The sequence below is a fragment of the Thioalkalivibrio sp. ALD1 genome, from assembly GCF_000381245.1.
Classification (GTDB): domain Bacteria; phylum Pseudomonadota; class Gammaproteobacteria; order Ectothiorhodospirales; family Ectothiorhodospiraceae; genus Thioalkalivibrio.
Map to the genome: position 1 here is coordinate 161,237 of NZ_KB906241.1, position 26,265 is coordinate 187,501.

Annotated in this window: 31 protein-coding genes and 3 tRNA genes; 19 read left to right on the forward strand and 15 right to left on the reverse strand. The window is 65.2% G+C overall.

The features are described 5' to 3' along the window. Positions 1–6: 6 nt before the first annotated feature. Genes trmB through thiS form a run of 3 tightly spaced genes read right to left on the reverse strand, consistent with a single transcriptional unit; the run spans position 7 to position 1,787 of the window. Positions 7–729, reverse strand: coding sequence for a tRNA (guanosine(46)-N7)-methyltransferase TrmB (gene trmB / locus F623_RS0100800; protein ID WP_018868174.1), 723 nt, complete (start codon positions 727–729; stop codon positions 7–9). A 2-nt stretch (positions 730–731) separates the two neighbouring features. Then, positions 732–1,538 (reverse strand): thiazole synthase, encoded by an 807-nt coding sequence (locus F623_RS0100805; RefSeq protein WP_018868173.1) that lies wholly within the window; start codon positions 1,536–1,538, stop codon positions 732–734. Between the two features lie 42 nt (positions 1,539–1,580). Beyond that, positions 1,581–1,787: a sulfur carrier protein ThiS gene (thiS, locus tag F623_RS0100810; protein WP_018861201.1), complete on the reverse strand. Its 207-nt coding sequence runs from the start codon at positions 1,785–1,787 to the stop codon at positions 1,581–1,583. A 66-nt stretch (positions 1,788–1,853) separates the two neighbouring features. Between thiS and F623_RS0100815 the strand changes: the two genes are divergently transcribed. From F623_RS0100815 to F623_RS0100825, 3 genes are all read left to right on the forward strand, one after another. Then, positions 1,854–1,927, forward strand: a tRNA-Gly gene (locus F623_RS0100815). A 73-nt stretch (positions 1,928–2,000) separates the two neighbouring features. Then, entirely contained in the window at positions 2,001–2,438 is a 438-nt protein-coding gene (locus tag F623_RS0100820) for a Fur family transcriptional regulator (protein ID WP_018861200.1), read from the forward strand. A 107-nt stretch (positions 2,439–2,545) separates the two neighbouring features. Continuing rightward, a tRNA-Thr gene (locus F623_RS0100825) sits at positions 2,546–2,621 on the forward strand. Between the two features lie 38 nt (positions 2,622–2,659). On the opposite strand, the gene rhlB is transcribed toward F623_RS0100825, so the two are convergent. Continuing rightward, positions 2,660–4,000 (reverse strand): ATP-dependent RNA helicase RhlB, encoded by a 1,341-nt coding sequence (rhlB, locus tag F623_RS0100830; protein ID WP_018861199.1) that lies wholly within the window; start codon positions 3,998–4,000, stop codon positions 2,660–2,662. A gap of 106 nt (positions 4,001–4,106) precedes the next feature. Here rhlB and trxA point away from each other — a divergent pair, with 106 nt between their 5' ends. Both trxA and rho read left to right on the forward strand, forming a co-directional pair. Next, on the forward strand, positions 4,107–4,433 hold the full coding sequence (trxA, locus tag F623_RS0100835; RefSeq protein WP_012983830.1) for a thioredoxin TrxA: 327 nt from the start codon (positions 4,107–4,109) through the stop codon (positions 4,431–4,433). Between the two features lie 210 nt (positions 4,434–4,643). Further along, entirely contained in the window at positions 4,644–5,903 is a 1,260-nt protein-coding gene (rho, locus tag F623_RS0100840; RefSeq protein WP_018861198.1) for a transcription termination factor Rho, read from the forward strand. A gap of 88 nt (positions 5,904–5,991) precedes the next feature. Here the strand turns inward: rho and F623_RS0100845 are convergent, their stop codons facing one another. From F623_RS0100845 to rph, 5 genes are read right to left on the reverse strand one after another with little or no spacing between them, the layout of a single operon-like run. Next, entirely contained in the window at positions 5,992–6,240 is a 249-nt protein-coding gene (locus F623_RS0100845) for a transcriptional antiterminator, Rof (RefSeq protein ID WP_018861197.1), read from the reverse strand. After that, complete coding sequence (locus F623_RS0100850) at positions 6,237–6,431, reverse strand: CPXCG motif-containing cysteine-rich protein (RefSeq protein WP_018861196.1); 195 nt, start codon at positions 6,429–6,431, stop codon at positions 6,237–6,239. Before F623_RS0100850 ends, F623_RS0100845 begins: the two co-directional genes overlap by 4 nt. Then, positions 6,431–7,630: a radical SAM family heme chaperone HemW gene (gene hemW, locus F623_RS0100855; RefSeq protein WP_018861195.1), complete on the reverse strand. Its 1,200-nt coding sequence runs from the start codon at positions 7,628–7,630 to the stop codon at positions 6,431–6,433. The genes F623_RS0100850 and hemW overlap by 1 nt, the downstream gene beginning before the upstream one ends. A gap of 21 nt (positions 7,631–7,651) precedes the next feature. Beyond that, entirely contained in the window at positions 7,652–8,263 is a 612-nt protein-coding gene (gene rdgB, locus F623_RS0100860; protein ID WP_018861194.1) for an RdgB/HAM1 family non-canonical purine NTP pyrophosphatase, read from the reverse strand. 2 nt (positions 8,264–8,265) lie between these two features. Further along, a complete protein-coding gene (gene rph, locus F623_RS0100865) occupies positions 8,266–8,985 on the reverse strand; it encodes a ribonuclease PH (RefSeq protein WP_018868171.1) in 720 nt (239 codons plus the stop codon). 154 nt (positions 8,986–9,139) lie between these two features. On the opposite strand from rph, the gene F623_RS0100870 reads away from it, so the two are divergent. The 5 genes from F623_RS0100870 to F623_RS0100890 all read left to right on the forward strand — a co-directional run bounded on the left by F623_RS0100870 (position 9,140) and on the right by F623_RS0100890 (position 13,308). Beyond that, positions 9,140–10,003, forward strand: coding sequence for a YicC/YloC family endoribonuclease (locus F623_RS0100870; protein WP_018868170.1), 864 nt, complete (start codon positions 9,140–9,142; stop codon positions 10,001–10,003). Between the two features lie 13 nt (positions 10,004–10,016). Next, positions 10,017–10,244, forward strand: a complete 228-nt coding sequence (locus F623_RS0100875) for a DUF2835 family protein (RefSeq protein WP_018861191.1) — start codon at positions 10,017–10,019, stop codon at positions 10,242–10,244. 99 nt (positions 10,245–10,343) lie between these two features. Then, positions 10,344–10,775, forward strand: a complete 432-nt coding sequence (locus tag F623_RS0100880; protein WP_018861190.1) for an Hsp20/alpha crystallin family protein — start codon at positions 10,344–10,346, stop codon at positions 10,773–10,775. A gap of 242 nt (positions 10,776–11,017) precedes the next feature. Next, positions 11,018–11,932 carry a DnaJ C-terminal domain-containing protein gene (locus F623_RS0100885; protein WP_018868169.1) on the forward strand — a complete coding sequence of 305 codons (915 nt, stop codon included), beginning with the start codon at positions 11,018–11,020 and terminating at the stop codon, positions 11,930–11,932. A gap of 23 nt (positions 11,933–11,955) precedes the next feature. Continuing rightward, complete coding sequence (locus F623_RS0100890) at positions 11,956–13,308, forward strand: DegQ family serine endoprotease (protein ID WP_018868168.1); 1,353 nt, start codon at positions 11,956–11,958, stop codon at positions 13,306–13,308. Positions 13,309–13,387: 79 nt separating this feature from the next. On the opposite strand, the gene F623_RS0100895 is transcribed toward F623_RS0100890, so the two are convergent. Both F623_RS0100895 and moaD read right to left on the reverse strand, forming a co-directional pair. Next, positions 13,388–13,825, reverse strand: a complete 438-nt coding sequence (locus tag F623_RS0100895; protein WP_018861187.1) for a molybdenum cofactor biosynthesis protein MoaE — start codon at positions 13,823–13,825, stop codon at positions 13,388–13,390. 1 nt (position 13,826) lies between these two features. Further along, positions 13,827–14,060: a molybdopterin converting factor subunit 1 gene (gene moaD, locus F623_RS0100900; protein WP_018861186.1), complete on the reverse strand. Its 234-nt coding sequence runs from the start codon at positions 14,058–14,060 to the stop codon at positions 13,827–13,829. 45 nt (positions 14,061–14,105) lie between these two features. Between moaD and moaC the strand changes: the two genes are divergently transcribed. From moaC to F623_RS0100925, 5 genes are all read left to right on the forward strand, one after another. Beyond that, the gene (moaC, locus tag F623_RS0100905; RefSeq protein WP_018861185.1) at positions 14,106–14,594 is read left to right on the forward strand and encodes a cyclic pyranopterin monophosphate synthase MoaC; all 489 of its coding nucleotides are present in this window, start codon (positions 14,106–14,108) and stop codon (positions 14,592–14,594) included. Further along, complete coding sequence (locus tag F623_RS0100910; RefSeq protein WP_018868166.1) at positions 14,594–16,819, forward strand: AsmA family protein; 2,226 nt, start codon at positions 14,594–14,596, stop codon at positions 16,817–16,819. Before moaC ends, F623_RS0100910 begins: the two co-directional genes overlap by 1 nt. 70 nt (positions 16,820–16,889) lie before the next feature. Beyond that, positions 16,890–17,945 (forward strand): A/G-specific adenine glycosylase, encoded by a 1,056-nt coding sequence (gene mutY, locus F623_RS0100915; protein WP_018868165.1) that lies wholly within the window; start codon positions 16,890–16,892, stop codon positions 17,943–17,945. Beyond that, a complete protein-coding gene (locus F623_RS0100920) occupies positions 17,929–18,204 on the forward strand; it encodes an oxidative damage protection protein (protein ID WP_038040088.1) in 276 nt (91 codons plus the stop codon). Before mutY ends, F623_RS0100920 begins: the two co-directional genes overlap by 17 nt. Positions 18,205–18,296: 92 nt before the next feature. Beyond that, positions 18,297–18,372, forward strand: a tRNA-Phe gene (locus tag F623_RS0100925). A gap of 127 nt (positions 18,373–18,499) precedes the next feature. Here the strand turns inward: F623_RS0100925 and F623_RS0100930 are convergent. Beyond that, positions 18,500–18,760: a helix-turn-helix transcriptional regulator gene (locus F623_RS0100930; protein WP_019572130.1), complete on the reverse strand. Its 261-nt coding sequence runs from the start codon at positions 18,758–18,760 to the stop codon at positions 18,500–18,502. A 1-nt stretch (position 18,761) separates the two neighbouring features. Beyond that, positions 18,762–19,043: a type II toxin-antitoxin system mRNA interferase toxin, RelE/StbE family gene (locus tag F623_RS0100935; protein ID WP_018863439.1), complete on the reverse strand. Its 282-nt coding sequence runs from the start codon at positions 19,041–19,043 to the stop codon at positions 18,762–18,764. 92 nt (positions 19,044–19,135) lie between these two features. Between F623_RS0100935 and def the strand changes: the two genes are divergently transcribed. After that, a complete protein-coding gene (gene def / locus F623_RS0100940) occupies positions 19,136–19,672 on the forward strand; it encodes a peptide deformylase (RefSeq protein ID WP_019572131.1) in 537 nt (178 codons plus the stop codon). Positions 19,673–19,823: 151 nt separating this feature from the next. Here the strand turns inward: def and galE are convergent, their stop codons facing one another. Together galE and F623_RS0100950 are read right to left on the reverse strand one after the other, a co-directional pair. After that, the gene (gene galE, locus F623_RS0100945; RefSeq protein ID WP_018868162.1) at positions 19,824–20,876 is read right to left on the reverse strand and encodes a UDP-glucose 4-epimerase GalE; all 1,053 of its coding nucleotides are present in this window, start codon (positions 20,874–20,876) and stop codon (positions 19,824–19,826) included. A gap of 59 nt (positions 20,877–20,935) precedes the next feature. Continuing rightward, positions 20,936–21,517, reverse strand: coding sequence for a YdcF family protein (locus tag F623_RS0100950; protein WP_018861169.1), 582 nt, complete (start codon positions 21,515–21,517; stop codon positions 20,936–20,938). Positions 21,518–22,011: 494 nt separating this feature from the next. Between F623_RS0100950 and F623_RS0100955 the strand changes: the two genes are divergently transcribed. The 3 genes from F623_RS0100955 (at position 22,012) to prsK (ending at position 26,251) form a co-directional block, all read left to right on the forward strand. Further along, entirely contained in the window at positions 22,012–22,650 is a 639-nt protein-coding gene (locus F623_RS0100955) for an XrtA/PEP-CTERM system exopolysaccharide export protein (protein WP_018861168.1), read from the forward strand. A gap of 136 nt (positions 22,651–22,786) precedes the next feature. Beyond that, positions 22,787–24,181: a TIGR03013 family XrtA/PEP-CTERM system glycosyltransferase gene (locus F623_RS0100960; RefSeq protein ID WP_018861167.1), complete on the forward strand. Its 1,395-nt coding sequence runs from the start codon at positions 22,787–22,789 to the stop codon at positions 24,179–24,181. A gap of 3 nt (positions 24,182–24,184) precedes the next feature. Beyond that, the gene (prsK, locus tag F623_RS0100965; protein WP_018861166.1) at positions 24,185–26,251 is read left to right on the forward strand and encodes an XrtA/PEP-CTERM system histidine kinase PrsK; all 2,067 of its coding nucleotides are present in this window, start codon (positions 24,185–24,187) and stop codon (positions 26,249–26,251) included. Positions 26,252–26,265: the final 14 nt, after the last annotated feature.

Here is a 26,265-nt window from a genome sequence, read left to right on the forward strand (position 1 = left end):
GGCCCGTCAGGCGTCGGCGCGCCGGTAGAGCAGGTCGGCCACCGCGTGTCCGCGCCGCTCACCGCGCCGTTCGAACTTGGTCACCGGGCGTTCCGGCGGCCGCCCCGGGGCCGGCACCGGGCCGTCCGGCTCGAACCACGGCGCGCATTCCCCCATTACCGCCATCATGTGCTCGGCGTAATCGGCCCAGTCGGTCGCCAGGTGCAGCCGCCCGCCCGGACGTATGCGCGAGGCCAGCAGGCGTACGAACGGTGGCTGGATCAGGCGGCGCTTGTGGTGGCGCTTCTTGTGCCAGGGGTCGGGGAAATACACCTGCACGCCGTCCAGGGCCGCCGGCGAGATGTAGTGTTCCAGAAGCTCCACGGCATCGTGATCGGAGACGCGCACGTTGGTCAGGCTGCGCTGTTCTACTTCGCGCAGCAGGTGACCCACGCCCGGGCGATGGACCTCGGTGCCGATGTAATCGCACCCCGGGTTCTGCGCGGCCTGCTCGGCCAGGCTCTCGCCATCGCCAAAACCGATCTCCAGCGTGACCGGCGCCTCGCGACCAAAGACGGCCGCCAGGTCCAGCGGCGCCGCGGGCTCCGGCAGTGCGAGCCCGAAGCGCGGCAACAGCTCGTCCAGGGCGCGCTGCTGCCCCGGCGTCAGCCGCCCCTCGCGGCGCACGAAACTGCGGATACGCCGATAGAAGGGCTTGTCGCCGGAAGTCGAATCGGCAGACTCACTCATGCTCAGCTGAAGAACAGGCCGGTCTGCGGCGAGGAGGCCGAGGCGTAACGGCGCGGCGCCATGCGCCCGGCACGGTAGGCCTGGCGCCCGGCTATAATCGCGTGGCGCATGGCCGAGGCCATCATCACCGGGTCGTCGGCGGCCGCAATGGCGGTGTTCATCAGCACCCCGTCGCAGCCCAGTTCCATCGCGATCGAGGCATCCGAGGCCGTGCCCACGCCGGCATCGACCAGCACCGGAACGTCGGCGTTTTCGACGATCTCGCGGATGTTGTAGCGGTTCTGGATACCCAGCCCGGAGCCGATCGGGGCGGCCAGTGGCATGATTGCCAGGCAGCCGATTTCTTCCAGGCGCTTCGCCAGCAGGGGGTCGTCGGTCGTGTAGACCATCACGTCGAAACCCTCGGCCACCAGGATCTCCGCGGCCTTCACGGTCTCGAACACGTCCGGGTACAGGGTCTTTTCGTCACCCAGCACCTCCAGCTTCACCAGGTTATGCCCGTCCAGCAGCTCGCGCGCCAGACGGCAGGTGCGGATCGCGTCATCGGCCGTAAAACAGCCGGCCGTGTTCGGCAGCAGCGTGTAGCGATCCGGCGAGATCACGTCCAGCAGGTTGGGCTCGTCCGGGTTCTGGCCGATGTTGGTGCGACGGATCGCGACCGTGACGATCTCGGCTCCGCTGGCCTCGATGGCATCGCGGGTCTGGTCGAGATCGCGGTACTTGCCGGTCCCCACCAGCAGGCGGGAGGTGAACTCGCGTGTGCCCACGCGGAAGAGGTCGTCGGCAGACGCGGCGGCCGATTCGGTCATGGTGATTCCTTCGTTGAAAGAGTTACGGGCGGGGACTCGGACTCAGCCGCCCCCGATCGCCTGCACGATTTCCACACGATCGCCAGGACGCAACGGATGCGCGGCGTGCTCGCTGCGCGGCACCAACTCCTCGTTGACCTCCACCGCCAGACGGCGACCACTCAGGCCACGCGCCTCGATCAGCGCAGCCAGCGTAGCCTCGCCTTTGTCGGGGAGTTCGAAGGGTTCACCGTTCAACTGGATCTGCATGGTTACTCGGTCAGGATCGTGTACCGTTGAGCCAAAGGCCGGCAGGGCCTACAATCGCCGGCTCAAGCGGGTGTAGTTCAATGGTAGAACATCAGCTTCCCAAGCTGAGAACGTGGGTTCGATTCCCATCACCCGCTCCATTCTATCAAATACTTGCCCCATCGAACCCCCGTGATCTGGACGTGATCCAGCAGCTGTTATATTGTCCGGAATATGTCTGCTACATCTGACAATCCGAATCTGCTGGACGTCGATGGTGCGCGCGCCCTGCTGCGCGAACACTCGATCTCGCCGACGGAGCAGCGCGTGGAAATCGCGCGGGTTATGTTTGCGCGTCATCAACACCTGAGCGCCGAGCAGATCCTTGGTCGTCTGGTGCAGCATTCGTCACGCGTATCCAAGGCGACGGTCTACAACACGCTCAAGCTGTTCGCGGAGAAGGGCCTGGTGCGCGAGGTCGTGATCGACCCGACCAAGCTGTTCTACGACTCCAACCTGAATCCGCACCACCACCTGTTCCACACCGATACCGGCGAGCTGGAAGATGTCGACCCGGCGCGGGTCGATATCTCGAACCTGCCCCCGCTACCGGAAGACAAGGAACTGCTGGGAGTAGACGTCGTTATCCGGGTCAGCGGCCGCAAGGCCTGATCCGTCACCCGCGCCGCCAGCGACACACAGGGAAACACTCATCAGAGTTTCCCTGTGGCCGCGCGGGATTGTTGTCGAGCCCCACCCCCGCTATTATGGCGCGCTTCGCCGACGTAGCTCAGTTGGTAGAGCAATCGATTCGTAATCGATAGGTCGCAGGTTCGACTCCTGCCGTCGGCACCATTTCCGTCTGTTCCCGTTTCGCCTGCTGGCACCGGCCTCTATGCGCCGCCGCTGGGAGCCCCCGTGGGCTTGCCGCCCCCGCTGCGCCGACGATGGCCGCCGCCTCCCGATGGTTTGCCCGATCCGCGCGCATCGCCGCGCCCGCGACCACCACCGCGCCGGTCATCGCGCGGCTTGCGCGGGCGCGGTTTGGGGCGCACCGGGTCGCTGAACAGGGCCTCCGGGTCCACGCTCTCGGTGGGGATCCGCTCGCCGAGATACGACTCGATGTCCGGCAGATAGAACGCGGAGTCCTCACAGCCGAAACTAATGGCATCGCCCTCGGCCCCGGCGCGCGCCGTGCGCCCGATGCGGTGCACGTAGTCCTCGCCCGATTGCGGCAAATCAAAGTTGAACACATGGGTCACCGCCGGAATGTGCAGCCCGCGTGCCGCGACGTCGGTCGCCACCAGGAAGGTGTACTCGCCCGCAGTGAAGCGTTCCAGCAGGCTTGTGCGCTTTTTCTGCGGGACGTCGCCGGAGAGCAGCGCGGCCTTCTGGCCATTCGTATTCAGCCAGTCGCAGACCTTCTCGGCACCGTGCTTGGTGTTCACGAACACAATGGCCCGATCGGGCTTGAGATCACGTGCCAGCCCCAGCAGCAGCGGGATTTTTTCTTCGTTCGCCGGGTAGTAGATCATCTGGCGCACACGATCCGCGGTTAGGGTCTCGGCCTCGACCTGGACCTTTTCCGGGTTGTCCATGTGCTCGTAGGCCAGCTCCATCACGCGCAGCGACAGCGTGGCCGAGAACAGCATCGACAGCCGCTCGCTGGCCGGCGCACAGCGACGCATCAGGAAGCGTACGTCCTTGATGAAGCCAAGATCGAACATGCGGTCGGCCTCGTCCAGCACCACCACCTCGGTGTGCTTGAGCCCGAACACCTTCTGCTTGAAGTAGTCGATGATCCGCCCCGGCGTGCCGATCAGGATGTCGGCCCCGGCCTCCAGCTGTTCGCGCTGGCTGTCGTAGCCGGTACCGCCATAGGCCAGCGCCAGCTTGAGCCCCGTCTCGCGCCCCAGCATCTCGGCATCCTTGTGAATCTGGATGGCCAGCTCCCGTGTCGGGGCCACGATCAGGGCGCGCACATCGGTCGCTCGGCGATCGGGCGCAGGGGCCTGGCGCAACAGGCGATTGAAGGTGGCGATCAGGAAGGCCGCCGTCTTGCCCGTACCGGTCTGCGCCTGCCCGGCGACATCGCGTCCGTCCAGCGCAATCGGCAGGGTCAACGCCTGGATCGGAGTACAGGTCTCGAAACCGGTGGCGCGGATGCCCGCCTGTACGGCCTCGGGCAGATCGAGCTGGTCGAAGCGGAGCGTTTCCTGCGCGGGATCGGTCATGGGAATCCTCTATTACTTGAACTGTCTGGCGATCATCGTCGATAGTAAGAGCCGTGCAGCCGGCGTTGCGGGCTGTTCCCCCCAACCCAAGTAATGAGGGCTCGGAGTGAGCGACAAAATTGTGTACACGTCGGACGCCGGTTTCGACGAGGACGTCCTGAAGGCGGATCAGCCGGTCCTGGTGGACTACTGGGCCGAATGGTGCGGGCCCTGCAAGATGATCGCGCCCATTCTGGATGAAATCGCCGAAGAATACGCCGGCAAGGTCAAAGTCGCCAAACTGAACATCGACGAGAACCCGTCCACACCGCCGAAGTACGGCATCCGCGGGATCCCGACACTGATGCTGTTCAAGAATGGCGACGTCGAAGCCACCAAGGTCGGCGCGCTGTCCAAGTCGCAACTGACCGCCTTCCTGGACCAGCACCTCTGATCCTGCGCGCCCCGGGCCGGCCTGAACGGCCCGGGGCACAACAAGCACCAAAAAACTGCTTCAGGCCTTGCCCCAGTCGGGCGCGTCGCTTACCATCGGTTCTGTTCAGGCGGTCGCCAGACCGCTACCTGCCCCCGATATTCAATCCAAGGCAAGCCGAGCGGCCATCCCCGGTCGCCGATCATCCACGTTGAAAACAGCACCCCACGAATGAACCTGACCGAACTGAAGCGGATGTCCGCTGCCGATCTCGTCGCCTTTGCTGAAGAAAAAGGCATCGAGAACATGTCTCGCGCCCGCAAGCAGGACATCATATTTGCCCTGCTCAAAGCCCACGCCAAAAGCGGCGAAGCCATCTACGGTGACGGAGTCCTGGAGATCCTCTCCGACGGCTTCGGATTCCTGCGCAGCGCCGACAGCTCCTACCAGGCCGGGCCGGACGACGTCTACGTCTCCCCCAGCCAGATCCGGCGCTTCGGGCTGCGCACCGGCGACACCATCGCCGGCAAGATCCGCCCGCCGAAGGACAACGAGCGCTACTTCGCCCTGCTGAAGGTCGCGGAGATCAACTTCGAGCCGCCGGAGAATGCCCGACACAAGGTGCTGTTCGAGAACCTCACGCCGCTGCACCCCTCCGAGCGCATGCGCATGGAGCGCGGCAACGGCTCCACCGAAGACATCACCGCCCGCGTCATCGACATCGTGTCGCCGTTCGGAAAGGGCCAACGTGGCCTGATCGTCTCCCCGCCCAAGGCGGGCAAGACGCTGATGCTGCAGAACATCGCCCAGAGCATCGCGACCAACTACCCCGAGTGCTACCTGATCGTACTGCTGATCGACGAGCGCCCGGAAGAAGTGACCGAGATGGACCGCATGGTCCAGGGCGAGGTGGTCTCCTCCACCTTCGACGAACCGGCCCAGCGCCATGTGCAGGTCGCCGAGATGGTGATCGAGAAGGCCAAGCGCCTGGTCGAGCACAAACGCGACGTGGTCATCCTGCTGGACTCGATCACCCGCCTGGCGCGCGCCTACAACACCGTCGCACCCAGCTCCGGCAAGGTGCTGACCGGCGGTGTGGACGCCAACGCCCTGCACCGCCCGAAGCGCTTCTTCGGTGCCGCGCGCAACGTGGAGGAAGGCGGCAGCCTGACCATCCTCGCCACCGCGCTGGTCGAGACCGGGTCGAAGATGGACGAGGTGATCTACGAAGAGTTCAAGGGCACCGGCAACATGGAAGTGCACCTGGAGCGCCGCATCGCCGAGAAGCGCATCTACCCGGCGATCAACGTGAACCGCTCCGGCACCCGTCGCGAAGAACTACTGACCGCGCCGGACGAGCTGCAAAAGCTCTGGATCCTGCGCAAGTTCCTGCACGGCATGGACGACATCGAGGCGATGGAATTCCTGCTCGGCCGCATGCAGTCCTCGAAGACCAACTCCGAGTTCTTCGACCAGATGAAGCGCAGCTGACGGAAAGCCGGCTCCGCCCGCCTTTCGTCAGCGCGAGCGCGGCAATCTCCAGAGCCGCGCCAGGCGCGCGCCGCGCAAGGACGGCGTATCAGCCAGGCACCGGCTCGAAGCTGACCAGGCGGTCCAGCCGCCACCACTGCCGCCGACCCTCGGTGTCGCGCAGTATCAGATATTCGGCCCCGCGCCGCGTGCGCAGATCCAGCGGCCGCACCACCGCGATCCGATCCATTTCGCCCCGGCGCCAGTGGGTACGCAGGTGCTGCCCGCGCAGGATCGCGAGCTCCAGTTCGGAATAGCGTTCACAGGCAATCGGGGTATACGGTGGGGTCACGCTCATTCCCCCTCCCGAATGGCTTCTACCTGCGGGATCTCGGCATCCGGGGCCTCGACACGCCGAAACACGATCGGCGCGCAGCACACCCCGCAGTCTTCGATCCATTCACCGTCCGCGCTGACCATGTCCACCGTCGTCTCGCCCGGTTCGCCACACCAGGGGCAGGTAAAGCCGACAAACTCCACCGGTCGCATCACCGCACCTCCTCCGGACCCACAATTACCTGGGTCCCGGCTGTCACATCCGCCGCATCCGTCGGCAAAAACCGCTCCAGAATCTCATTGAGAAAGGCCAGCCCTTGTTCCGTCGGCTGCAGGCGCTGCGGATCGGATACCAGCAGACCCTCCGTCCGCAACGCGCCCAGTGCCGGTTCCAGCGTAGTCAGGTCCAGACCGCAGCGTTCTTCGAAGCGATGCGCGGACACCCCCTCCACCAGACGCAACGCATTGAGCATAAATTCGAACGGGAGCTCGGCCTCGGGGACCGCCTGGTCGCGGTGCTGGTCGGGCGTCTCCAGGTAGGCCGCGGGCTGGCGCGGCTTGGTCCGCCGCAGCACCCGCCCCTGGGACGGCAACGTCAGCTTGCCGTGCGCCCCGGCCCCGATACCGAGGTAGTCGCCGAACGTCCAGTAATTGCGGTTGTGCCGGCATTCCCGCCCCCTCGTGGCATACGCGGAAACCTCGTATCGAGTATAGCCAGCCGCAGCGAGCACACATTGTCCTTGTGTGAACAATTCCTCGATCGTGGAATCCGGTGGCAACACCGGAGGCCGGGCCGCGAAATAGGTATTCGGCTCCAGGGTCAGCTGATACCAGGAAATGTGCTCGGGTTCCTGTTCGATCGCGGCCCGGAGATCCGCCAGCCCTGCCTCGACAGACTGCTGCGGCAGGCCGAACATGAGATCCAGGTTGATGTTGTCGAACCCCGCGCCGCGGGCATGCTCGACCGCGGCATGGGCCTCGGCCCCGCCGTGGATGCGTCCCAGGCGCTCGAGCATGACGTCGTCGAAGCTCTGGATGCCCAGCGACAGCCGGTTGACCCCGGCCTCGCGGTAACCACGGAAGTAGGCGCGGTCCGCGGTCCCGGGGTTGGCCTCCAGCGTGATCTCGGCATCCGCGCGCAGGGGCAGCCGCGCACGCATTCCGGAGAGCAGATCGGCCAGCGCCTCGGGCGGGAACAGGCTGGGCGTGCCGCCGCCGATGAACACGCTGTCCACGCGCCGCCCCCAGACATCCGGCAGCTGCGACTCGAGGTCGCGCATCAGCGCCTCGACATACGCGTCGAACGGGGCCTCGCCCCGCGGCTCGTGGGAGTTGAAATCGCAGTACGGGCACTTGCGCACGCACCAGGGCAGGTGCACGTACAGGGCCAGCGGGATCGGGGATATGTTCATCCCGGGAGCATAGGTGCCGGCTCAGTGATCGGCACGTTCCCGCAGTTGCGTCACCAGTTTGGCCAGGGCCTGACCGCGATGGCTCAGGCGATTCTTCGTCTCCGGGGGCAATTCGGCCGAGGTGCAGCCCTCCTCCGGTACAAAGAACAGCGGGTCATAGCCGAACCCGTTGGCACCGCTGGGCTGCTCGACGATGCGGCCCGGCCAGACACCCTCGGCGATCAGCGGAGAAGGGTCCTCGGCGTGGTCCAGAAACACAACAACCGCGCGAAACCGCGCGGTTCGCTGCGCCTCGGGAACGCCCGCGAGCGCCTCCAGCAGCCTGGCGTTGTTCGCGGCATCGTCCGCCTCCGGCCCTGCATAACGTGCGGAGTAGATGCCCGGCTGGCCACGCAGGGCATCGACCTCCAGGCCGGAGTCATCGGCAATCGCGGGCAGGCCGGTATGCTGCGCGGCGTTGCGCGCCTTGAGGATCGCGTTCTCGACGAAGGTCAGCCCGGTTTCGTCGGCCTCGGGCACCGCGTGTTCCGACTGCGGCTCGATCGCCAGCCCCAGCGGTTCCAGCAGGGCCCGGATCTCGCGCAGCTTGCCGGGATTGCCGGTGGCGAGGACGACGCGACGGGAGGAGTCCATGATCAGCCCTCGGCCAGCGCCGCCCGCTGGGCCTCGACGATCTGCTGGATGCCCTTCTCGCCGAGATCCAGCATCTGGTTGAGCTCGTCGCGGCGGAAGGCATGGCCCTCGGCCGTCCCCTGGATCTCGATCACGCCACCGGCCTCGTTCATCACCAGGTTCAGGTCAGTCTCCGCCTGGGAGTCCTCGTCGTAATCGAGATCGAGTACCGGCGTGCCGTTAAAGATGCCCACGGAGATCGCCGCCAAGTGCCCGTGCAGCGGGTCCTTGCGGATCATGCCCTGCTCGCGCGCCTTGCGGATCGCGTCGCGCAGGGCGACATAGGCACCGCTGATCGAGGCGGTACGGGTCCCGCCATCGGCCTGGATCACGTCACAGTCGACAATGATCTGGCGCTCGCCCAGGGCCTCCAGGTCAACCACGGCGCGCAGGGAACGGCCGATCAGGCGCTGGATCTCCATGGTGCGTCCACCTAGCTTGCCGCGCGCGGCCTCGCGCACCATGCGGTCGTGCGTCGAGCGGGGCAGCATGCTGTATTCCGCCGTCACCCAGCCGCGACCCTTGTTCTTCAGCCACGGCGGCACGCGCGACTCGATGGTCGCGTTGCACAGCACCCGCGTGTCGCCGAATTCCACCAGCACGGAGCCCTCCGCGTGCCGGGTGAAATGGCGGGTAAAACGCACCGGACGCATCTCGTCGGCTTGTCGGCCACTGGGTCGCATGCTTCATCCTTGCTAGATTGGGGAGGCGCGCAGTATACGGGAGACGAGGGAGGCTCTGATATGAGCGTCTTCCCGGCGAGGGGGTTGTCGCGACCAGGCGCGGTGGCGGGCTCCGACGAAACATCCACGCGCAGGGCTATCACAAGGGGACTTTATGATCGCGAGCATGACGGGCTTTGCCCGGCAGCCAATGACGCTGGACGAGGGGGCCTACGACTGGGAGCTGAAAAGCGTCAACCACCGTTATCTTGAGTTGCGCATCCATCTGCCGGAGGCCCTGCGTGCGCTGGAGCCCGAGGTGCGCAGTCGTCTCAAGAAGCACCTGGCGCGCGGCAAGATCGATGTAGTGCTGCGCGACCGTGGCCAGTCGGGTGCCTCGCCCACCGCATTTGATGCGGACCGCGTGCGGTCACTCATCGATGCAACCGAGTCGATCGCCGACATCATGAAGCACGATGCCAGCGTGTCGCCGCTGGACATCCTGGCCTGGCCGGGTGTGCTGGAGGGCGCCAAAGTCGATCCCGACCGCCTCGCTGCTCCTGTTCTTGCCGGTCTCGATACCGCGATCGATGCCCTCGTCGCGATGCGCGAAACCGAGGGCCAGGAGCTGGCCAATGGCCTGCGCGAACGGCTGGAGGCCGTAGCCGAGCACGTCGGCTTCATCCGCGAGCGGCGTGAGCCCATGCTGGCCGAGCAGCGTGAACGCACCCTTGCCCGCATCAACGAGCTGGACCTGAGCCTGGACCCGAAGCGACTGGAGCAGGAGGTTGCGTTGCTGGCGCAGCGGCTGGACATCGCCGAGGAACTCGACCGTATCGAAGGCCATGTAAAGGCGGTGCGCGACATCCTGACGAATGACGGCCCCAGTGGACGCCGCCTGGATTTCCTGATGCAGGAGTTCAACCGCGAGACCAACACCCTGGCCTCCAAGTCGCATGATCTGGAAATCACCCGTGCCACGGTCGAGATGAAGGTCCTGATCGAGCAGATGCGCGAACAGGTCCAGAACCTCGAATAGCCCGGAAACGTCGATGCGTCGCTACCGGGTGCACCTGGCCATCTCGCGCCACGAGATGGAGGACTACTACACCGGGCGCGCGGCGGTCGTCTACGCCGAATCCGAAGGCGGGGTCAGCGTGCAGTTTCCGGCCCGACTGCTGCGCAAGCACCTCGATCAGCGCGGTGTCTATGGCGTGTTCGAGCTAATCACCGACGACCAGCATCGCCTGCTGGATTTTCGCCGACTGGAGCACCGATAACGTTGGCGTATTGCGTTCTTTACCCTCTTGAAATTCCTTCCGTGGCCCCTATCTCCATGGATGAGTCAGAGTTGACACCCGGAAGAGGAGGGTAAAGCCATGACAATGATGCGTTACGAACCGTGGAGCCTGCTGGGTCAGCTGTCGCGCGAACTCGGCCGCATGCCGGATATGCCCGGCACGGACGACTCCGCCGCGACGTCCGACTGGGCGCCGGCTGTGGATATCCGCGAAGAGACCGATGCCTACGTACTGCACGCCGACATCCCCGGCGTGGACCCGAAGGACATCGAGCTCAACATGGAAAACGGCGTGCTGACCCTGCGGGGCGAGCGCAGGCACGAAAGCGAAGAGGAGCAGAACGGGTACAAGCGGATCGAGCGGGTGCGCGGCACCTTCTTCCGCCGCTTCTCGCTGCCGGACACGGCGGATGCCGAAAACATCTCCGCACGCTCCGAGAATGGGGTGCTGGAGGTCCGCATCCCGAAACAGGCGCGTGTACAGCCGCGGCGGATCGAGATCGCCAGCTGATCCGGCACCATACCCGTCCGCAACCGCCTTGGCTGCGGACGATTCGGGCGCTGCCGGCGCGAGCGGGCGGCGCCCGGTTTTTTGGAAGTCACCAAAGGATGCATGCGAGGCGATTCACAAGACCGATACACGGGTGACAGCCGGATCCCGGCTATGATGGTAAGGATCGGACACGAACCGATTGCCCACGGAGGGATCCGGGTGTCCCCCGAGGATCGGACAGAGGCAACTCCGGGAGTGCAATGGAATACAAGGATTATTACAAAATCCTCGGCGTCAGCCGCGACGCCAGCCAGGACGCCATCAAGAAGGCGTACCGCAAGCTGGCGCGCAAGTATCACCCGGACGTCAGCAAGGACCCGGACGCCGAGACGCGCATCAAGGAGGTCAACGAGGCCTACGAGGCCCTCGGTGACCCGGAGAAGCGCAAGGCCTACGACCAGCTGGGATCCAACTGGCGCCAGGGGCAGGACTTTCGTCCACCGCCCGGATGGGACGGCTGGACCCAGCACCGTGGCGCCAGCCCGGGAGGCGGGGCCGACTTCGGCGGCTTCTCCGACTTCTTCGAGTCCATCTTCGGCGGTGCCGGGATGGGCGGCGCGGGCCGACGCCGCGGTTCGGGTGGTTTCAACATGCGCGGTGCCGACCGCGAGGGTCGGGTCGAGATCACGCTCGATCAGGCGCTGAAGGGCACCGAGATCTCCGTCAACGACGCCGACGGGCGCGTGCAGCGCGTGCGCATCCCGGCCGGCGCAAAGGACGGCTCGCGCCTGCGCGTGCGCGGTCAGGGCGATCCTGGCGTGGGAACCGGCGGCTCTGGCGACCTGCTGCTGGAGATCCGTATCAAGCCCGACAGCCGCTACCGCGTCGACGGCCGCAACCTCTATCGCGACATCCCGATCACCCCCTGGGAGGCCGCACTGGGGGCCACCATCGAGGTGCCCACCCCGCACGGCTGGGTCAACCTGAAGGTTCCGCCGGGTTCGCAATCCGGCAAGCAGATGCGCCTGAAGGGCAAGGGCCTGCCCGGCAAACCGCCCGGCGACCTGTACCTGAAGCTGATGATCCAGGCCCCGCCCGAGGACGAAGCCGGTGACTGGTACCGCAAGATGGCGGAACAGTCCTCGTTTGCGCCGCGCGCGGGGCTGACCCCGTAACAAGCGAACACCAAGGAGCGCGCATGCGTCGGCTGGTCTCTTTTTTGATTCTGCTGTCGACCCTGGCCTGGACCGGCCCGGCGCTGGCACAGCTCCCCGCCGAAGTCGACGGCCAGCCCCTGCCCTCGCTGGCCCCGATGCTGGAGCGCACCATCCCCGGCGTCGTCAATATCGCCACCCGCGCCCGCGTGGTGGAGTCCGTCAGCCCGCTGTTCGACGATCCCTTTTTCCGCCGTTTCTTCGACCTGCCGGAGCGCCAGCGTGAACGCGAGCGCCAGGGGCTCGGTTCAGGCGTGATCGTGGATGCGGCCGAAGGCACCATCCTGACCAACAGCCATGTGATCGCGCGCGCGGACGAGATCCTCGTCACCCTGTATGACGGCCGCCAGTACGAGGCGGAGGTGGTCGGTACCGACCCGGCGACCGATGTGGCCGTGATCCGCATCGACGCCGAGAACCTGCGCGCCATCCCGCTGGCGGACTCCGATGCCCTGCGCGTCGGCGACTTCGTGGTCGCGATCGGCAACCCGTTCGGCCTCGGCCAGACGGTCACCAGCGGCATCGTCTCCGCGCTGGGGCGCAGCGGACTCGGCGGCTCCGGCTTCGAGGACTTCATCCAGACCGACGCCTCCATCAACCCAGGCAACTCGGGCGGGGCGCTGGTGAACCTGCGCGGGGAACTGGTCGGCATCAACACCGCCATCCTGGCGCGTGGTGGCGGCAACATCGGTATCGGCTTCGCGATCCCGACCAACATGGCGCGCCAGATCCAGGACCTGCTGGTGGCCGACGGCCGCGTCGAGCGCGGCGCGCTGGGCGTCGGTTTCCAGGACCTGACGCCAGCGCTGGCGCAGGCCTTCGATCTCGACGTCAGCCAGGGCGCGGTCATTACCGACGTGCAACCTGACTCCGCCGCGAGCCGCGCCGGCATGGAGGCCGGCGACGTGGTGCTGAAAGTCGACGGACAAGCGGTACGCAATGCGGCCGACCTGCGCAATCGTCTGGGCCTGCTGCGTGTGGGAAGCGAGGTGAGACTGGATATCCTGCGCGACGGGCGCGAGCGCACCCTGACCGCGCGCCTGGAACGCCCCGAGGTCCGTCAGGCCGAGGGCGCGGCGATTCACCCACGGTTGGAGGGCGTGCGCCTGGCGGAGCACACACCGCCCGGTGCCAGCCGCAGCCGTGTCGTGATCATCGACGTGGAGGCGGGCACCCCGGGCGCCCGAGCGGGGCTTCGCCCCGGCGACGTGCTGCTGGCCGTCAACCGCCAGCGCGTTGAGCACCTGGCCGATCTGCCACGCCAACTATCGCCGCATCAGGCATTGGAGCTGCAGTTGCGCCGCGGCAACCAGACGCTCTACCTGACTCTGCGCTAAAGCCCCCTTCCGGCTTTGGCAGAGCTTCGCCTGCAGGCGGGCTCCCACAAGGGTTCTTCCGCCGCGTGCGGTGGAAGGATCAGAAGCCGGGAGTGTTTTTCTCGACCCAGCGGTCGCTGCCGTCGGCGAGGCGTTCGCGCTTCCAGAACGGGGCCTCGTGCTTGAGGCGCTCCAGGATGTCGGAGCAGGCATCGCGCGCGGCGATCCGGTGCGCGGACCAGGTGGCCACCAGGACCAGGGCATCGCCGGGTCGCACGTCCCCTACACGATGCGCGACCAGGCAGCCCAGCAGCGGCCAGCGCGACTCGGCCTCGGCGACGATGCGTTCCAGTTCGCGTTCGGTCATGCCGGGATAGTGCTCCAGGAACAGCCCGGTCACGGTGTCATCCTCGTTGAAGTCGCGCATGCGCCCGACAAACACGCTGGCCGCGCCGCGCGCCTGGGCCGGGATGTCCCGCTCGGCACGGGCGACCAGCGCCCAGGGGTCGAAGTCTTCGCTGTAGAGTTCGACGGCCACCCTAGCCCCCGGTCACCGGCGGGAAATACGCGACCTCGTCACCATCCCGCACAAGCGTATCCAGCGCGGCCTGCTCCTGGTTGACCGCCACCATCAGGCGTTCCGGCGGCGCATCACCATGCAGATGCCGCCAGAGATCGCCCACGGAGATCGATTCGGTAGGCAGCTCTGCGGTCTCGTCGGCGCGGCCCATTTCCTCGCGCAGACGTGCAAAGTAGTGAACAGTTACGGTCATGCGGGCCCCTGTCATCACGGGTTCAAGTCAAGCATTATAGCGACGATGAACGATCTCACTCACTTCGATGACGAAGGCCATGCGCATATGGTCGACGTCGGCGACAAGTCGGTCACTCACCGGGTGGCGATTGCCGAAGGCCGCATTCACATGCAACCGGAGACGCTCCAGCGCATCCGCGAAGGCCGTCATACCAAGGGGGATGTTCTGGGGATCGCCCGCGTCGCGGGTATCATGGGGGCCAAACGTACCGGTGAGCTGATCCCCCTGTGCCACCCGATCGGCCTGACGCGGGTGGCCCTGGAACTGGATATCGAGAGTACCGCCGTCCGCGTGCAGGCGACCTGCGAGGTCCACGCCAAGACCGGTGTGGAGATGGAGGCCCTGACCGCGGTCTCCACCGCGCTGCTGACGGTGTATGACATGTGCAAGGCCGTGGACCGCGGCATGGTGATCGATGGCGTGCGCCTGCTGGAAAAGCGCGGCGGCCGCAGCGGCACCTGGAGGGCGGACACGACGCAAGGAGACACCTGATGAAATGGATCAAGCGCCTGCTGGCCCTGATCGCGATCCTGTTGCTACTGGCCGTGATTGTCGCCGTCTACCTGGTCGCGACTTTCGACGCCAACGACTACAAGGAGCGCATCGAGGCTGAAGTCCGCGATGCTACCGGTCGCGAACTGACTCTGGAGGGCCCAATCGGCCTGACGTTCTTCCCCAACCTCGGCCTGCGCCTGGAAGAGGTCCGCTTCGGCAATGCCGAAGGCTTCGGCGACGAGCCGTTCGCCGAACTTGACGTAGTAGATGTGTCGGTCGCTGTGCTGCCGTTGCTGCGCCGCGAGCTGGATGTCCAGCACATTGAAGGCGATGGCGTCCGCCTGAACCTGGCACGTGACGAAGACGGGCGCACCAACTGGGACGACCTTACCGAGCGCGCCGAGCAGGCCCGCGACGAAGCCGTTACCGGCGACAATGGCGAGGAACGCACCACCACCGAATCCCGCCTGGCGATGGAGCGCATCGGCATTGCCGGCGTCACCCTGACCAACACCCGGGTGAACTGGGATGACCGCATGACCGGGCTGGAAGCCACGCTGGATCCGTTCCGCCTGCAAGTCGGGCGCTTCCGGCCCGGCGTAGAAACGCCGCTGGAGATGGAGGCCGTGGTCAATGCCGAAGGCGGCAACCTGGACGAGCCGGTGGAATTCGCGATGGACCTGGAAGGCCTGCTGAATGTGGACCTTCTGAGTAATCGTTATTCGATCCGTCGACTGAACGCGACCTTCGGCGTGGAAGGGGCGGGCTTGCCGCGCCCTGTCGGCTTCACGCTGGAAACCGACGTGGCACTCGAACTGGCCGACAAGACCAGCATGCGCTTCGAACGCGTGACGGTGGGCCTGGCAGATATGCGCGTGACCGGCTTTGCCGAGCTGACGGGTCTGGACGCCAGCGAAGACCTTGCCGTACGCAGCGAACTGCGCAGCAATACCTTCTCGCTGCCAGCCCTGATGGAAGACCTGGGCTACGAGCCGCCGCAAACCAACGATCCGGACGCCCTCAAGCACGTCGCCCTGGACCTGTCAGCGACGGGAAGCCTCACCTCGCTGGAGCTGCGGCCCTTCCTGGTGACCATCGACGACACCCGGCTGACCGGCAACGCCCGCTGGGATACCAGTGGCGAACGTCCGCTGTTCGACTTCGACCTGAGCGGCAACGAATTCAATCTTGACCGTTACCTGCCACCGGAGGTGGAGCAGGCCCGTACCGAAGGGGGCCCCTCCAATGGCGAACGCGACGACGATGACGACATCGCCATCGAGCTTCCCGTTGAGTTGCTGCGCGGGATCGACGTGCGGGGCGAGATGGCGCTGGAGCGTCTGGACGCCCTGGGCATGGTGATGCGCAATATCCAGCTCGAGATCCGGGCCAACGAAGGCGACTGGCGTATCGACCCCCTGGAGGCTCAGGCCTACGACGGCCAGCTGACCAGTCGCGTGCGGGTGGACGTGCGCGAGGATACGCCACGCTACGAACTCGCGGCGGATCTGTCCGAGCTGGACATCGGCGCGCTGCTGGAAGACATGCAGGGCGACGAGGCACGACTTATGGGCATTGGTGACCTGGAGCTGGACATCGCCACCCGGGGCAACACCGTCAATGCCCTGCGCAGTGCGCTGAACGGCTCCGGCTCCCTGGCGTTCTCCGACGGTGCCGTGCGCGGTATCAACGTCGCCCAGGTGATCCGTCGCGCAGAGGCGCGCCTGCGTGGCGAACGCCTGGAAGAGGACGAACCCAACCAGACCGACTTCAGCGATCTGACCGCTACCTTCGACATTCGCGACGGCGTCGTGAACAGCGACGACCTGGAGGGCAACTCCCCTCTCCTGCGCGTGCGTGGCGAAGGCAGCGCGGACCTGACGGACGACACCCTCGACTACCTCCTGAACACCACCATCGTGGGCACCATCGAGGGCCAGGGCGGCCGCCCCCTGGAAGACCTGAGCGGTATTCGCCTGCCGATCCGCATTACCGGAACCTTCAGCGACCCGAGCTTTCGCCTCGACCTGGAAGACATCCTGCGCGAACGCTTCGAGGGCGATGTCCGCGACCGCCTGCGCGAAGAAGAAGACCGCCTGCGGGACCGCCTGATGCAGCGCCTCGACAGCAGCAGCGACGATGCGGAAGGCGACACCGAAGAGTCCGGCGAGCGCGACCTGCGCCGTGAGCTGGAGCGCGGCCTGCGCGAACGCCTGCGTTAATCGTGTCGGTGCTCCCGGGATTCAAGCGGCCGGCCTTCGGGGCCGGCCGCTTCGTTTCGACACCCCCGCGATGACCCCCTTTGCCGAACGCCTGCTCGGCTGGTTCGACCAGCACGGGCGTAGTGACCTCCCCTGGCAGCACCCGCGCACGCCCTATCGCGTCTGGGTCTCCGAGATCATGCTGCAGCAAACGCGGGTGGAGACGGTGATCCCGTACTTCCAGCGCTTCATGGAGCGCTTCCCCGACGTCGAATCACTCGCGGCCGCCGACCAGGACACGGTCCTGCACCTGTGGTCCGGCCTGGGCTACTACGCCCGAGCCCGCAACCTGCATCGCGCAGCACAGCAGGTCGTCAGCGAGCATGGCGGGGCCTTCCCGGATACGCGCGAGGCCCTGGAACAGCTCCCCGGCATCGGCCGTTCCACCGCCGCTGCCATCATCGCCCAGGCCCACGACCGCCCGGAACCCATCCTGGATGGCAATGCCAAGCGCGTCCTCGCCCGACATGCGGCGATCGAAGGCTGGCCTGGCAGCCCCGCCGTTCAACGCGAGCTATGGGTCGAGGCCGAGGCACGCACCCCGACTACACGCTGCGCCGACTACACCCAGGCCATCATGGATCTGGGCGCACTGCTGTGCACCCGCTCCCGCCCCGATTGCCCGCAATGTCCCGTGGCCGGCGACTGCCAGGCACTGGCCCAGGATCGGACCGGACAGTTACCCGCGCAGCGCCCGCGCAAGGGCCTGCCCACACGCATCCGCCACGCTGCCCACCTGCAGACCGAACACGGCAGCCTGCTCGTGCAGCGCGAGGCACAGGGCATCTGGGGCGGGCTGTACAGCCTCCCGGAAGCCGCGGATGCGCCCGAGCTGGACCAGTGGGTACTCAGCCAGTGGCCCCAGGCCGAGGCAAACGACACGACCGGGCTGCGTCACACCTTCAGCCACTATCACCTTGATCTGCGTATCCACCGCTACCACCTCCCGCCGAACGCGTGTGGGATCATGGAAGGCGAGAGGGCGATTTGGTATAAACCCGGCACATCACGGGCGGTCGGCATCCCGGCCCCCATCCAGCGTTACCTGCACGACTACAAGGATTCCGGCAATGGCACGAACCGTTAACTGCGTGAAGCTTGGCCAGGAGGCCGATGGCCTCGACTACCCGCCCTACCCGGGCGAGATGGGCAAGAAGATCTACCTGAACGTCTCCAAGGAAGCCTGGAATGCCTGGCTGGCGCACCAGACCATGCTGATCAACGAATACCGCCTGACCCCGGTCGACCCCAAGGCGCGCAAGTTCCTCGAAGAGGAAATGGAAAAATTCCTGTTCGGAGATGGCTCGGAAAAGCCGGAAGGCTTCGTCGACCCGAACCAGTCCTGATTGCGGGCGGTTCGGCCGCGTTTGCTTGACGTGGACGCCCCGGACCGCTTTAATACCGCCCTTCGCCCGAAGGGCGAATCCCTCCGAAAAATGGCCGGGTAGCTCAGTCGGTAGAGCAGGGGATTGAAAATCCCCGTGTCGGCGGTTCGATTCCGTCCCCGGCCACCATTATCTCTCCTGTGGCACCATCTTTCCCATGAGCGTTCGCCGTATCCTGCGCGTGGACCCCCGATGTGCGTCGTGCCTTCGGCCTGGTACCTGATCCGACTTTGAATGTCCCCGAATGGCTTGATGGCTATGCGGCCGACTCATGCTCGACATCCCAGCCCGGGAATACGAGTACGGCGGGGTGGCAGCGCAATGCCCTTGCCAGGACCTTGGCACGATCAACACCGAGTCGTACGCGGTCATTCTCAATGGCCGAAATGGTCGACTGGGGGATCCCGGAGGCATTCGCCAGATCGTTCTGGCTCATTTCCTGAAGCTCACGCAGGATCCGGACCGATTCGCCAACCGACACCTCGACCCTCCTGTCTGCCTTGCGATAATCACTCATGTCACGCCCTCCCGTAATCGTGGGGAGTTATCTTCTCGACTTCTACGAGCACCTTATCCTTCTCCACCCGGTAAATAACGCGGTACTGGATATTCAGTCGCGACGATCGGAAGCCTTTCCACTTACCGGACAAGGCTTCGTCGTTGAAGCCCCGAATATGCCGCAACCCCTGCGGACCGGAGATGGTGACGATGTCCTTCCACTTCTCGTACCGCTTCTGAACTTCAGCAGGCGCGGCCGCCAGGTTCTTTTCTACCCTCTTGTGTTCAAAGACATCCCACATACCAAATAGAGTATGTATGCCAAATATGGTATGTCAACTTTGGCATCCCGACGCGAGGGCGGAAGATACGGCATCGTGGCATCATCCTTCCGATGAGCGTTCGCCGTATTTTGCGCATGGGGCACCCCGACCTGCGTCGCGTCTGCGACCCGGTACCCGACTCGGACTTTGACAGTCCCGGGCTCTACGCCCTGGTGGACGACCTCGTCGATACCATGCATTCCAGCGAAGGGCTTGGTCTGGCGGCTACCCAGATTGGCGTGGCAAAACGTGTTGCCGTGATCGAGATCCAGCCGGGCAATACCCGCTACCCCGGCGCCGTGCCGACCGGCCGCCTGATCCTCGTGAATCCGGTGGTCACCGTGCTGGACGCAACCCCGCAGTGCTACTGGGAAGGCTGCCTCTCCGTCCCCGGCCTGCGCGGCGAAGTCGCCCGCCCTCGCCACATCGCTGTCGACTACCGCGAACCGGACGGCACGCACCGCCACCTGGAACCCGAAGGCTTCCTCGCCACCGTCTTCCAGCACGAGATCGACCACCTCGACGGCACGCTTTACATTGATCGCGTCACCGATCCGACCCGCCTCGCCTTCCTCGACGAATATCGCGAGTTCCATGCGCCGGCGTGACCCTTACTCCCACTCGAAAGACCTCTGACACTCCGGGACTCGATACGCAGCGACATCACTCCCGGCCGGTTGGTTGGGATTAGGCGCTACGCCTGGTGGTGGGATGCGAGTCACAGGCCACCGAAGAGTCCGTAACCCCATCCATCGCCGGTCAGGGGGCGCCGTAGGCGTGGGCGGTGGTTTCCGGCATGGGCAGGGGGTGGAGTCGGACGGCCAGAGGGGGTGCGGCAGCGGTGGTCATGCGGCGTTCCCAGGTGAGGGCGTGGCGGACGATGAGGTCCAGGTCGTCGTATTCGGGGGACCAGTCCAGCAGTTGGCGGATGCGCGATGCGTCTGCAGTCAGGGCGGGCGGATCGCCGGCTCGGCGGGGGCCATGGATGACGGGGAACCGGGAGCCGCTGATGCGCTGCACGGATTCAAGGACCTGCAGCACGCTGTAGCCGTGACCATAGCCACAGTTGAGCGCCTGCGAGGAGCCGCCGGCCACCAGGTAGTCCATGGCCCGCAAATGTGCTGCGGCAAGATCCTCGACATGGATGTAGTCGCGCTCGCAGGTGCCATCGCGGGTTGGGTAATCGGACCCGAACACGGTAATGCTTTCGCGTTCGCCCAAGGCTGCCTGGCAGGCCACCTTGATCAGGTGGGTCGCGTTGGGGGTGGCCTGGCCCAGCGTGCCGTCGGGGGCCGCGCCAGCCACATTGAAGTAGCGCAGGCAGACATATCGCAGATCGCTCGCCTGGGCGAAGTCGGCAATCATTCGCTCGGACATGACCTTGGAAGCGCCGTAGGGGTTGATCGGCGCCAGTGGGCTGGTTTCGTCCACGGGGTTTTTCGCCGGGATGCCATACACCGCGGCCGTCGAGGAAAAGACCAGGAAGCGAACCCCTGTTCGCTGGCATCCCTCCAGGAGGTTCAGGGTGTTGCGGGTGTTGCTGCCGTAGTAGCCGAGTGGATCGGCCAGCGATTCCGGGACCACGATCCTGGCGGCAAAGTGCAGAACTCCGTCGAACGCGTATTCCGCAAGGACCGTCTGCAGGCGCTGTCGATCGGCCATGTCGCCGACGATCAGCGCGGCATGACCGATGGCCCAGCGGTGCCCTGTACTGAGATTGTCGTAGACGACGACGTCGTGACCTTCCGCCAGCAGCTGGCGCACGACGTGTGAACCAATGTAGCCCGCCCCACCGGTTACCAGGATTTTCATAATCGAACCTTCGCCTCGCCTTGAATCGAACGGCTGTAATAAATGGGTGGCGCGCCGGGCTATCCCGGCCCGTACTGCCAGCGGTACCAGGCCATGCCCCAGTACTCGTGAAGCGCCAGCCAGCTGGCCCAAAGCGCGCTGGCCTGCGGGCGGAACGCCTCCAGGGACCAACGCGGATGACGTGGCACAAAGGCACCGGTCGGGGCCGGGATAACGTCCAGCCCCGCACGCTCGAACGACCAGGTGGCCCTCGGCATGTGGTGGGTATGGCTCACGAGTGCCACGCGCTCGATCCCCTCTGCGCGCAGCTGTTTCGCCGAATGCTGGGCATTGCCCCAGGTGTCGCGCGCATTGGGCTCCCGCAGGATCGGGTGGACGCCATATTCCTTTAGTACCTCTGCCATGTAGTCGGCTTCTGGAGCTCGCTCCTCCGGGCCACCCCCCGAAACCATCACGGGCAACCCGGTGCGGTTGTGCAGATACGCCGCATAACGAAGGCGCACCAGCGCGAGGTCATGGACGGTCTCGCCCGAGAACTCCTCGGCTCCAGTGCGATACCCCGCCCCCAGCACCACAATCGCCTGCACGCCCGTCAGCTGGTCATCGCTGGGCGGCGAAAAGCCCTCTTGTAAAGGCTTCATGAGCGCATAACTGACCGCTGGAGTAGAAAAGGAATAGCTCAATAAAAGGCCGATTACCAACAGCCCTTTTCCAACATTTGTGCGGTAAATGGCCCACCCGACAATGGCGAGTATTAGAGGACCAGAAGGAGGTAGCAGAAGCCAATTGGCTAGCAGACGCAGAGGAATGGGGTCCAATGTTTTTGCCCGGTAGTAGATGAAAAATCGAGGACCCTATTTTGGGCCCACCAACCGGGTTTAGAAGAACCAAATAAACCGAACGAAAAACACCCCATCGTCAGTCTAAAGACTGATAGCCCGGGGCGTGGGGCACGTCTACCATCGATTATCCAGGGGAATAGCCAATACTAATAAGTGGTTGCTATTGCCCGCACCGCTCCGAGGCTAAGCGGAAGCAGGTCCGGGCACGATCGGGCCTGGTCCGGGTTTCGCCGGACAACGAAGTCGGCGGTGTCAAATTGGACTGACTCAACGCCTAAAAGGGGAGACGAGCGATGACCCTCAAGACCGGCCCACAGAGCACTTTTGTTGTTTTCATTTTGACCGTGGCATTTGTCGTGGTGACCACCAGCGCATGCACGACCACACCTCACCCGGATGCCCCGTCCACGGTCGAACAAACCACGATTGACCAGTACATCATCGGGCCCGGCGACACCTTGACCATCGCGGTGCGCAACAACCCGGATCTGTCCACCTCGGTGGCAGTGCGGCCGGATGGCCAGATCACCACGCCCCTGGTGGAGGACGTCCAGGCCAGCGGAAGGACCCCCAGCCAACTCGCACGGGATATGGAAGACAAGCTGTCCGACTTCCTGCGCGACCCGATCGTGACAGTGATGGTGACCAGCTTTGCCGGGCCCTACGACCGCCAGGTGCGCGTGATCGGGCAGGCCGCCGAGCCGCAGGCCCTGCAATACCGCGAAGAAATGACCGTGATGGACGTGATGATCGCGGTCGGCGGAATCACCGATTTCGCAGCCGGCAACCGGGCCGTGCTGGTACGTAACGAAGACGGTGAACGCAAGCAGTACCGGGTCCGCCTGAACGACCTGATCTACGGCGGCGACATCTCGGCGAACGTGGCCATGTTGCCGGGCGACATCCTGATCATTCCGGAACGCCGCTTCTGACTGGCTACGGGTGCGGCGAGGCGACTCGCCCCACTCGCCAGCCACCATTCGGGTGAACGGGCCGGATATTCGGGAAAGGAACAGGCATCGATCATCTCCCTGATCGCTGGGGAGGTGACCGGGGGGCATTTTGAGCATGCGAATACTTGGACACTATGTATCGCGGCGGATTCTGGCGCTGGTTGGGCTTGAGCTGCTCGCCATTTACATCGCGCTCTATCTGACACTTGCCCTGTTCACCTTGTCGCTGGGCGCGATGGACCCCTGGATGCCGGAGCTCCTGATCGCGGTGGCGGTCGTTCTGTTCGCGGTGATGCTGGTGGGCCTTTACGAGCAGGAGTGTCTGGCGACCTTCAGTTTGCGCTCTGCCGTGGTACGCCTTGGCGGTGCCTTGATCCTGGCCGGCGTCGCGCTCGCGATCCTCGGGATGCTTACGGCGAGCAGCCTCGTTACACCCACGATCGTGGGCAGCAGCGCGGTCATCCTGCTGGCAAGTCTGACAGCCGAACGCAGCCTGTTCCGCGGCTTGTCCGAGACCGACGCCTTCAAGCGCCGTGTGCTGGTTCTGGGCACCGGGAGCCGTTCCCGGTCGCTGGAGGCACGCCAGTCAGACCCCGGCGCGGGCGACGCCACCTACCAGATCGTGGGATATGTCGCGACCGAGCGCGAGACCGACCGGCTGGTCGACAACCGGCGGCTCTGGGTGCTGGATGCCCAGACCAGCCTTCTGGACGTGGCACGTTCCCTGCGCGCGGACGAGATCGTGGTGGGGATGCGCGAGCGCCGCGAGAACCTGCCGCTCAATCAGCTTCTGGAGTGCAAGCTCAACGGTATCCGCGTTACGGATCTGTCGTCGTTCTTCGAACGCGAGGACCGACAGCTCCAGCTGGACGGAATCAACACCAGCTGGCTCGTATTTGGCGATGGTTTCCGCCAGTACTGGCCGCGCACCGTGGTGAAGCGCGGCTTTGATCTGCTGGCGAGCACCGCCCTGCTGGTGGTGACCTTCCCGGTCATGCTGATCACGGCCATTGCGATCAAGCTCGACAGCCCCGGGCCGGTTCTCTACTGGCAGACCCGGATCGGCCTGGGCAATGTCCCGTTCGAGATCTGCAAGTTCCGCAGCATGCGCGATGACGCCGAAGGGGACGGAGTCGCCCGCTGGGCCAGTGGCGACGATGACCGCATCACGCGGGTGGGTCGCGTGATACGCAAGCTGCGCATCGACGAACTGCCGCAGATCATCAACGTGTTTCAGGGGCGGATGTCGTTCGTGGGTCCGCGCCCGGAGCGCCCGGTGTTCGTGGAACAGCTCAGCGAGCAGATCCCGTATTTCCTCGCCCGCCACAGCATCCGCCCCGGCATTACCGGCTGGGCCCAGGTGCGCTACGCCTACGGCGCATCGGTCGAGGATGCACGCCAGAAACTCCAGTACGACCTGTACTACGTCAAGAACCACAGCCTGTTCATGGATCTGATGATCCTGTTCGAGACGGTCCGCGTGGTCCTGTTTGGCCGCGGCGCCCGCTGAGCGATGAACCTCGCCGCCCCAAGCTATCTGCTGGCTGCCCTCGCCTTCCTGGTGCTGGTGGTGCTGGCCTTGTGGACCTGGCGACAACGTCCGGGGAGTCTGTGGATCGCGGTCGCGGCGCTGCTGTCGGTGATCTGGGCCCTGCACATGGCGTTCGTGGCCCACGAGATTGGCGAGACCCCGGTCTCCGGAGGGGCCTTCGAGGTCCTGCGCAATGCCGGGTGGTTTGCAGTCCTGTTCGCCCTGCTGGTTCGTCGCGGCGAGTCCGGCTCGAGGCCTCCGGCTCCATTGCGCGCGGCGATGATCGCCACGGCGGCGCTGATGGCGGGGTTGTTCGTGGCTCTTGCCCTGCCGGTTGCCCTGCCCCTCGGCGCCTGGGTGGGCATTGCGATGCTCGGTATGGTGGTGCTGGGCTTGGTGCTGGTCGAACAGGTCTTTCGCAATACGCCCCTGCAACGGCGCTGGGAGATCAAGTTTCTGAGCCTGGGCCTCGGGGCGATGTTTGCCTTCGATCTGTTCTTGTATGCCGATCTCGTGCTGTTCGGGGCCATCAACAGCCCGGTCTGGCAGGCGCGCGGCCTGGTGAATGCCCTGGTCGTACCATTGCTCGCGATCTCGCTGGCCCGCCGGCCGCTACAGGCACGCGAGGCACCGGTGGTCTCGCGGCACCTCCTGTTCCATACCGCGGCGCTGATCGGGGCCGGGCTATACCTGCTCGCCATCGGCGCGGCCGCCTACTACCTGCAGCATGTTGGGGGCGACCTGGGCGCCTTCCTGCAGGTGGTCTTCCTGTTCGGCGCCGCCTTGCTGCTAGCCGTCATCGTCGCATCGGGCAGCCTGCGCTCCCGCCTGCGAGTGTTTCTGGCCAAGCATTTCTTTCGCTACTCGTTCGACTATCGACAGGAATGGCTGCGTTTCACCGGCACCCTGTCGGCCGAGGACGACGAGATCCCGTTCCGCCAACGCGCCATACAGGCCATCGGCGAGCTGGTGGACAGCCCCGGAGGCCTGCTATGGGTGCGCGACCGCAACGGCACCTATGCCCTGGAGGGGGTCCTGAACCTGGGCGACCCCAGTTACCCGCCGGAAGAGCCCGACGGGGCGCTGGTGGAGTTCGTGGCGCGCACCGGGTGGGTGATCGACCTCAACGAATACCGCCGGGATCCCGAGTTGTATCAGGGCCTGCAACTGCCCGAATGGCTGGTTGGCAACGCGCGCCTGTGGGTGGTGGTGCCACTGCTCAAGGGGGATCTGCTGCAGGGGTTTGTTGTGCTCGCCCACCCGCGGGCACCGCGCAAGATCGACTGGGAGGAGCGTGACCTCCTGAAGACCGCCGGACGCCAGCTCGCCATCTATGTCGCGCTGGTGCAAACCGACGAGGCCCTGCTGGAGGCCCGTCAGTTCGAGGCGTTTCACCGACTGGCGGCGTTTCTGGTGCACGACCTCAAGAATGTATCGGCCCAGCTGTCCCTGGTGTGCTCCAACGCGGAACGACATCTGTCCAATCCGGACTTTGTCCGCGATGCCCTGCGCACGGTGGGCAATGCCCGCGACCGGCTCGAACGGACACTGGCCCAGTTGCGCCATGCCCAGGCCACACCCGAGACGCCGAGCCGCATCATCCCACTGGACCGACTACTGGCCGAGGTCTCCGAGGCCAGCCGCCATCGTTCGCCCCTGCCCCGGCTCGATCTTCGCGAACCCGCCGCTGTAACAGGCGACCAGGAAGGACTTAAAAATGTCCTACTCAATCTTGTAAGAAATGCTCAAGAAGCTACGCCGGATGATGGCTCAATTAATCTCAATCTTTACACCGAAGAGGGTTGGGCTATTGTTCAAATCGAAGACACGGGTAGCGGCATGGACCCGGCATTTCTCAAGAATCGGCTTTTCAAACCCTTTCAGACCACCAAGGGAAACGCGGGGATGGGGATTGGTTTATATGAGGCACGAGACCGCATTTCGCGCATGGGCGGTCGTATTTCGGTGGACAGCGAGGCCGGCGTTGGAACGACGTTTACCCTGAAGCTCCCCTTGCAGGTGGCTCCGGCGCTGGCCGAGCCGTCATGAGGACCGCTGGTGAT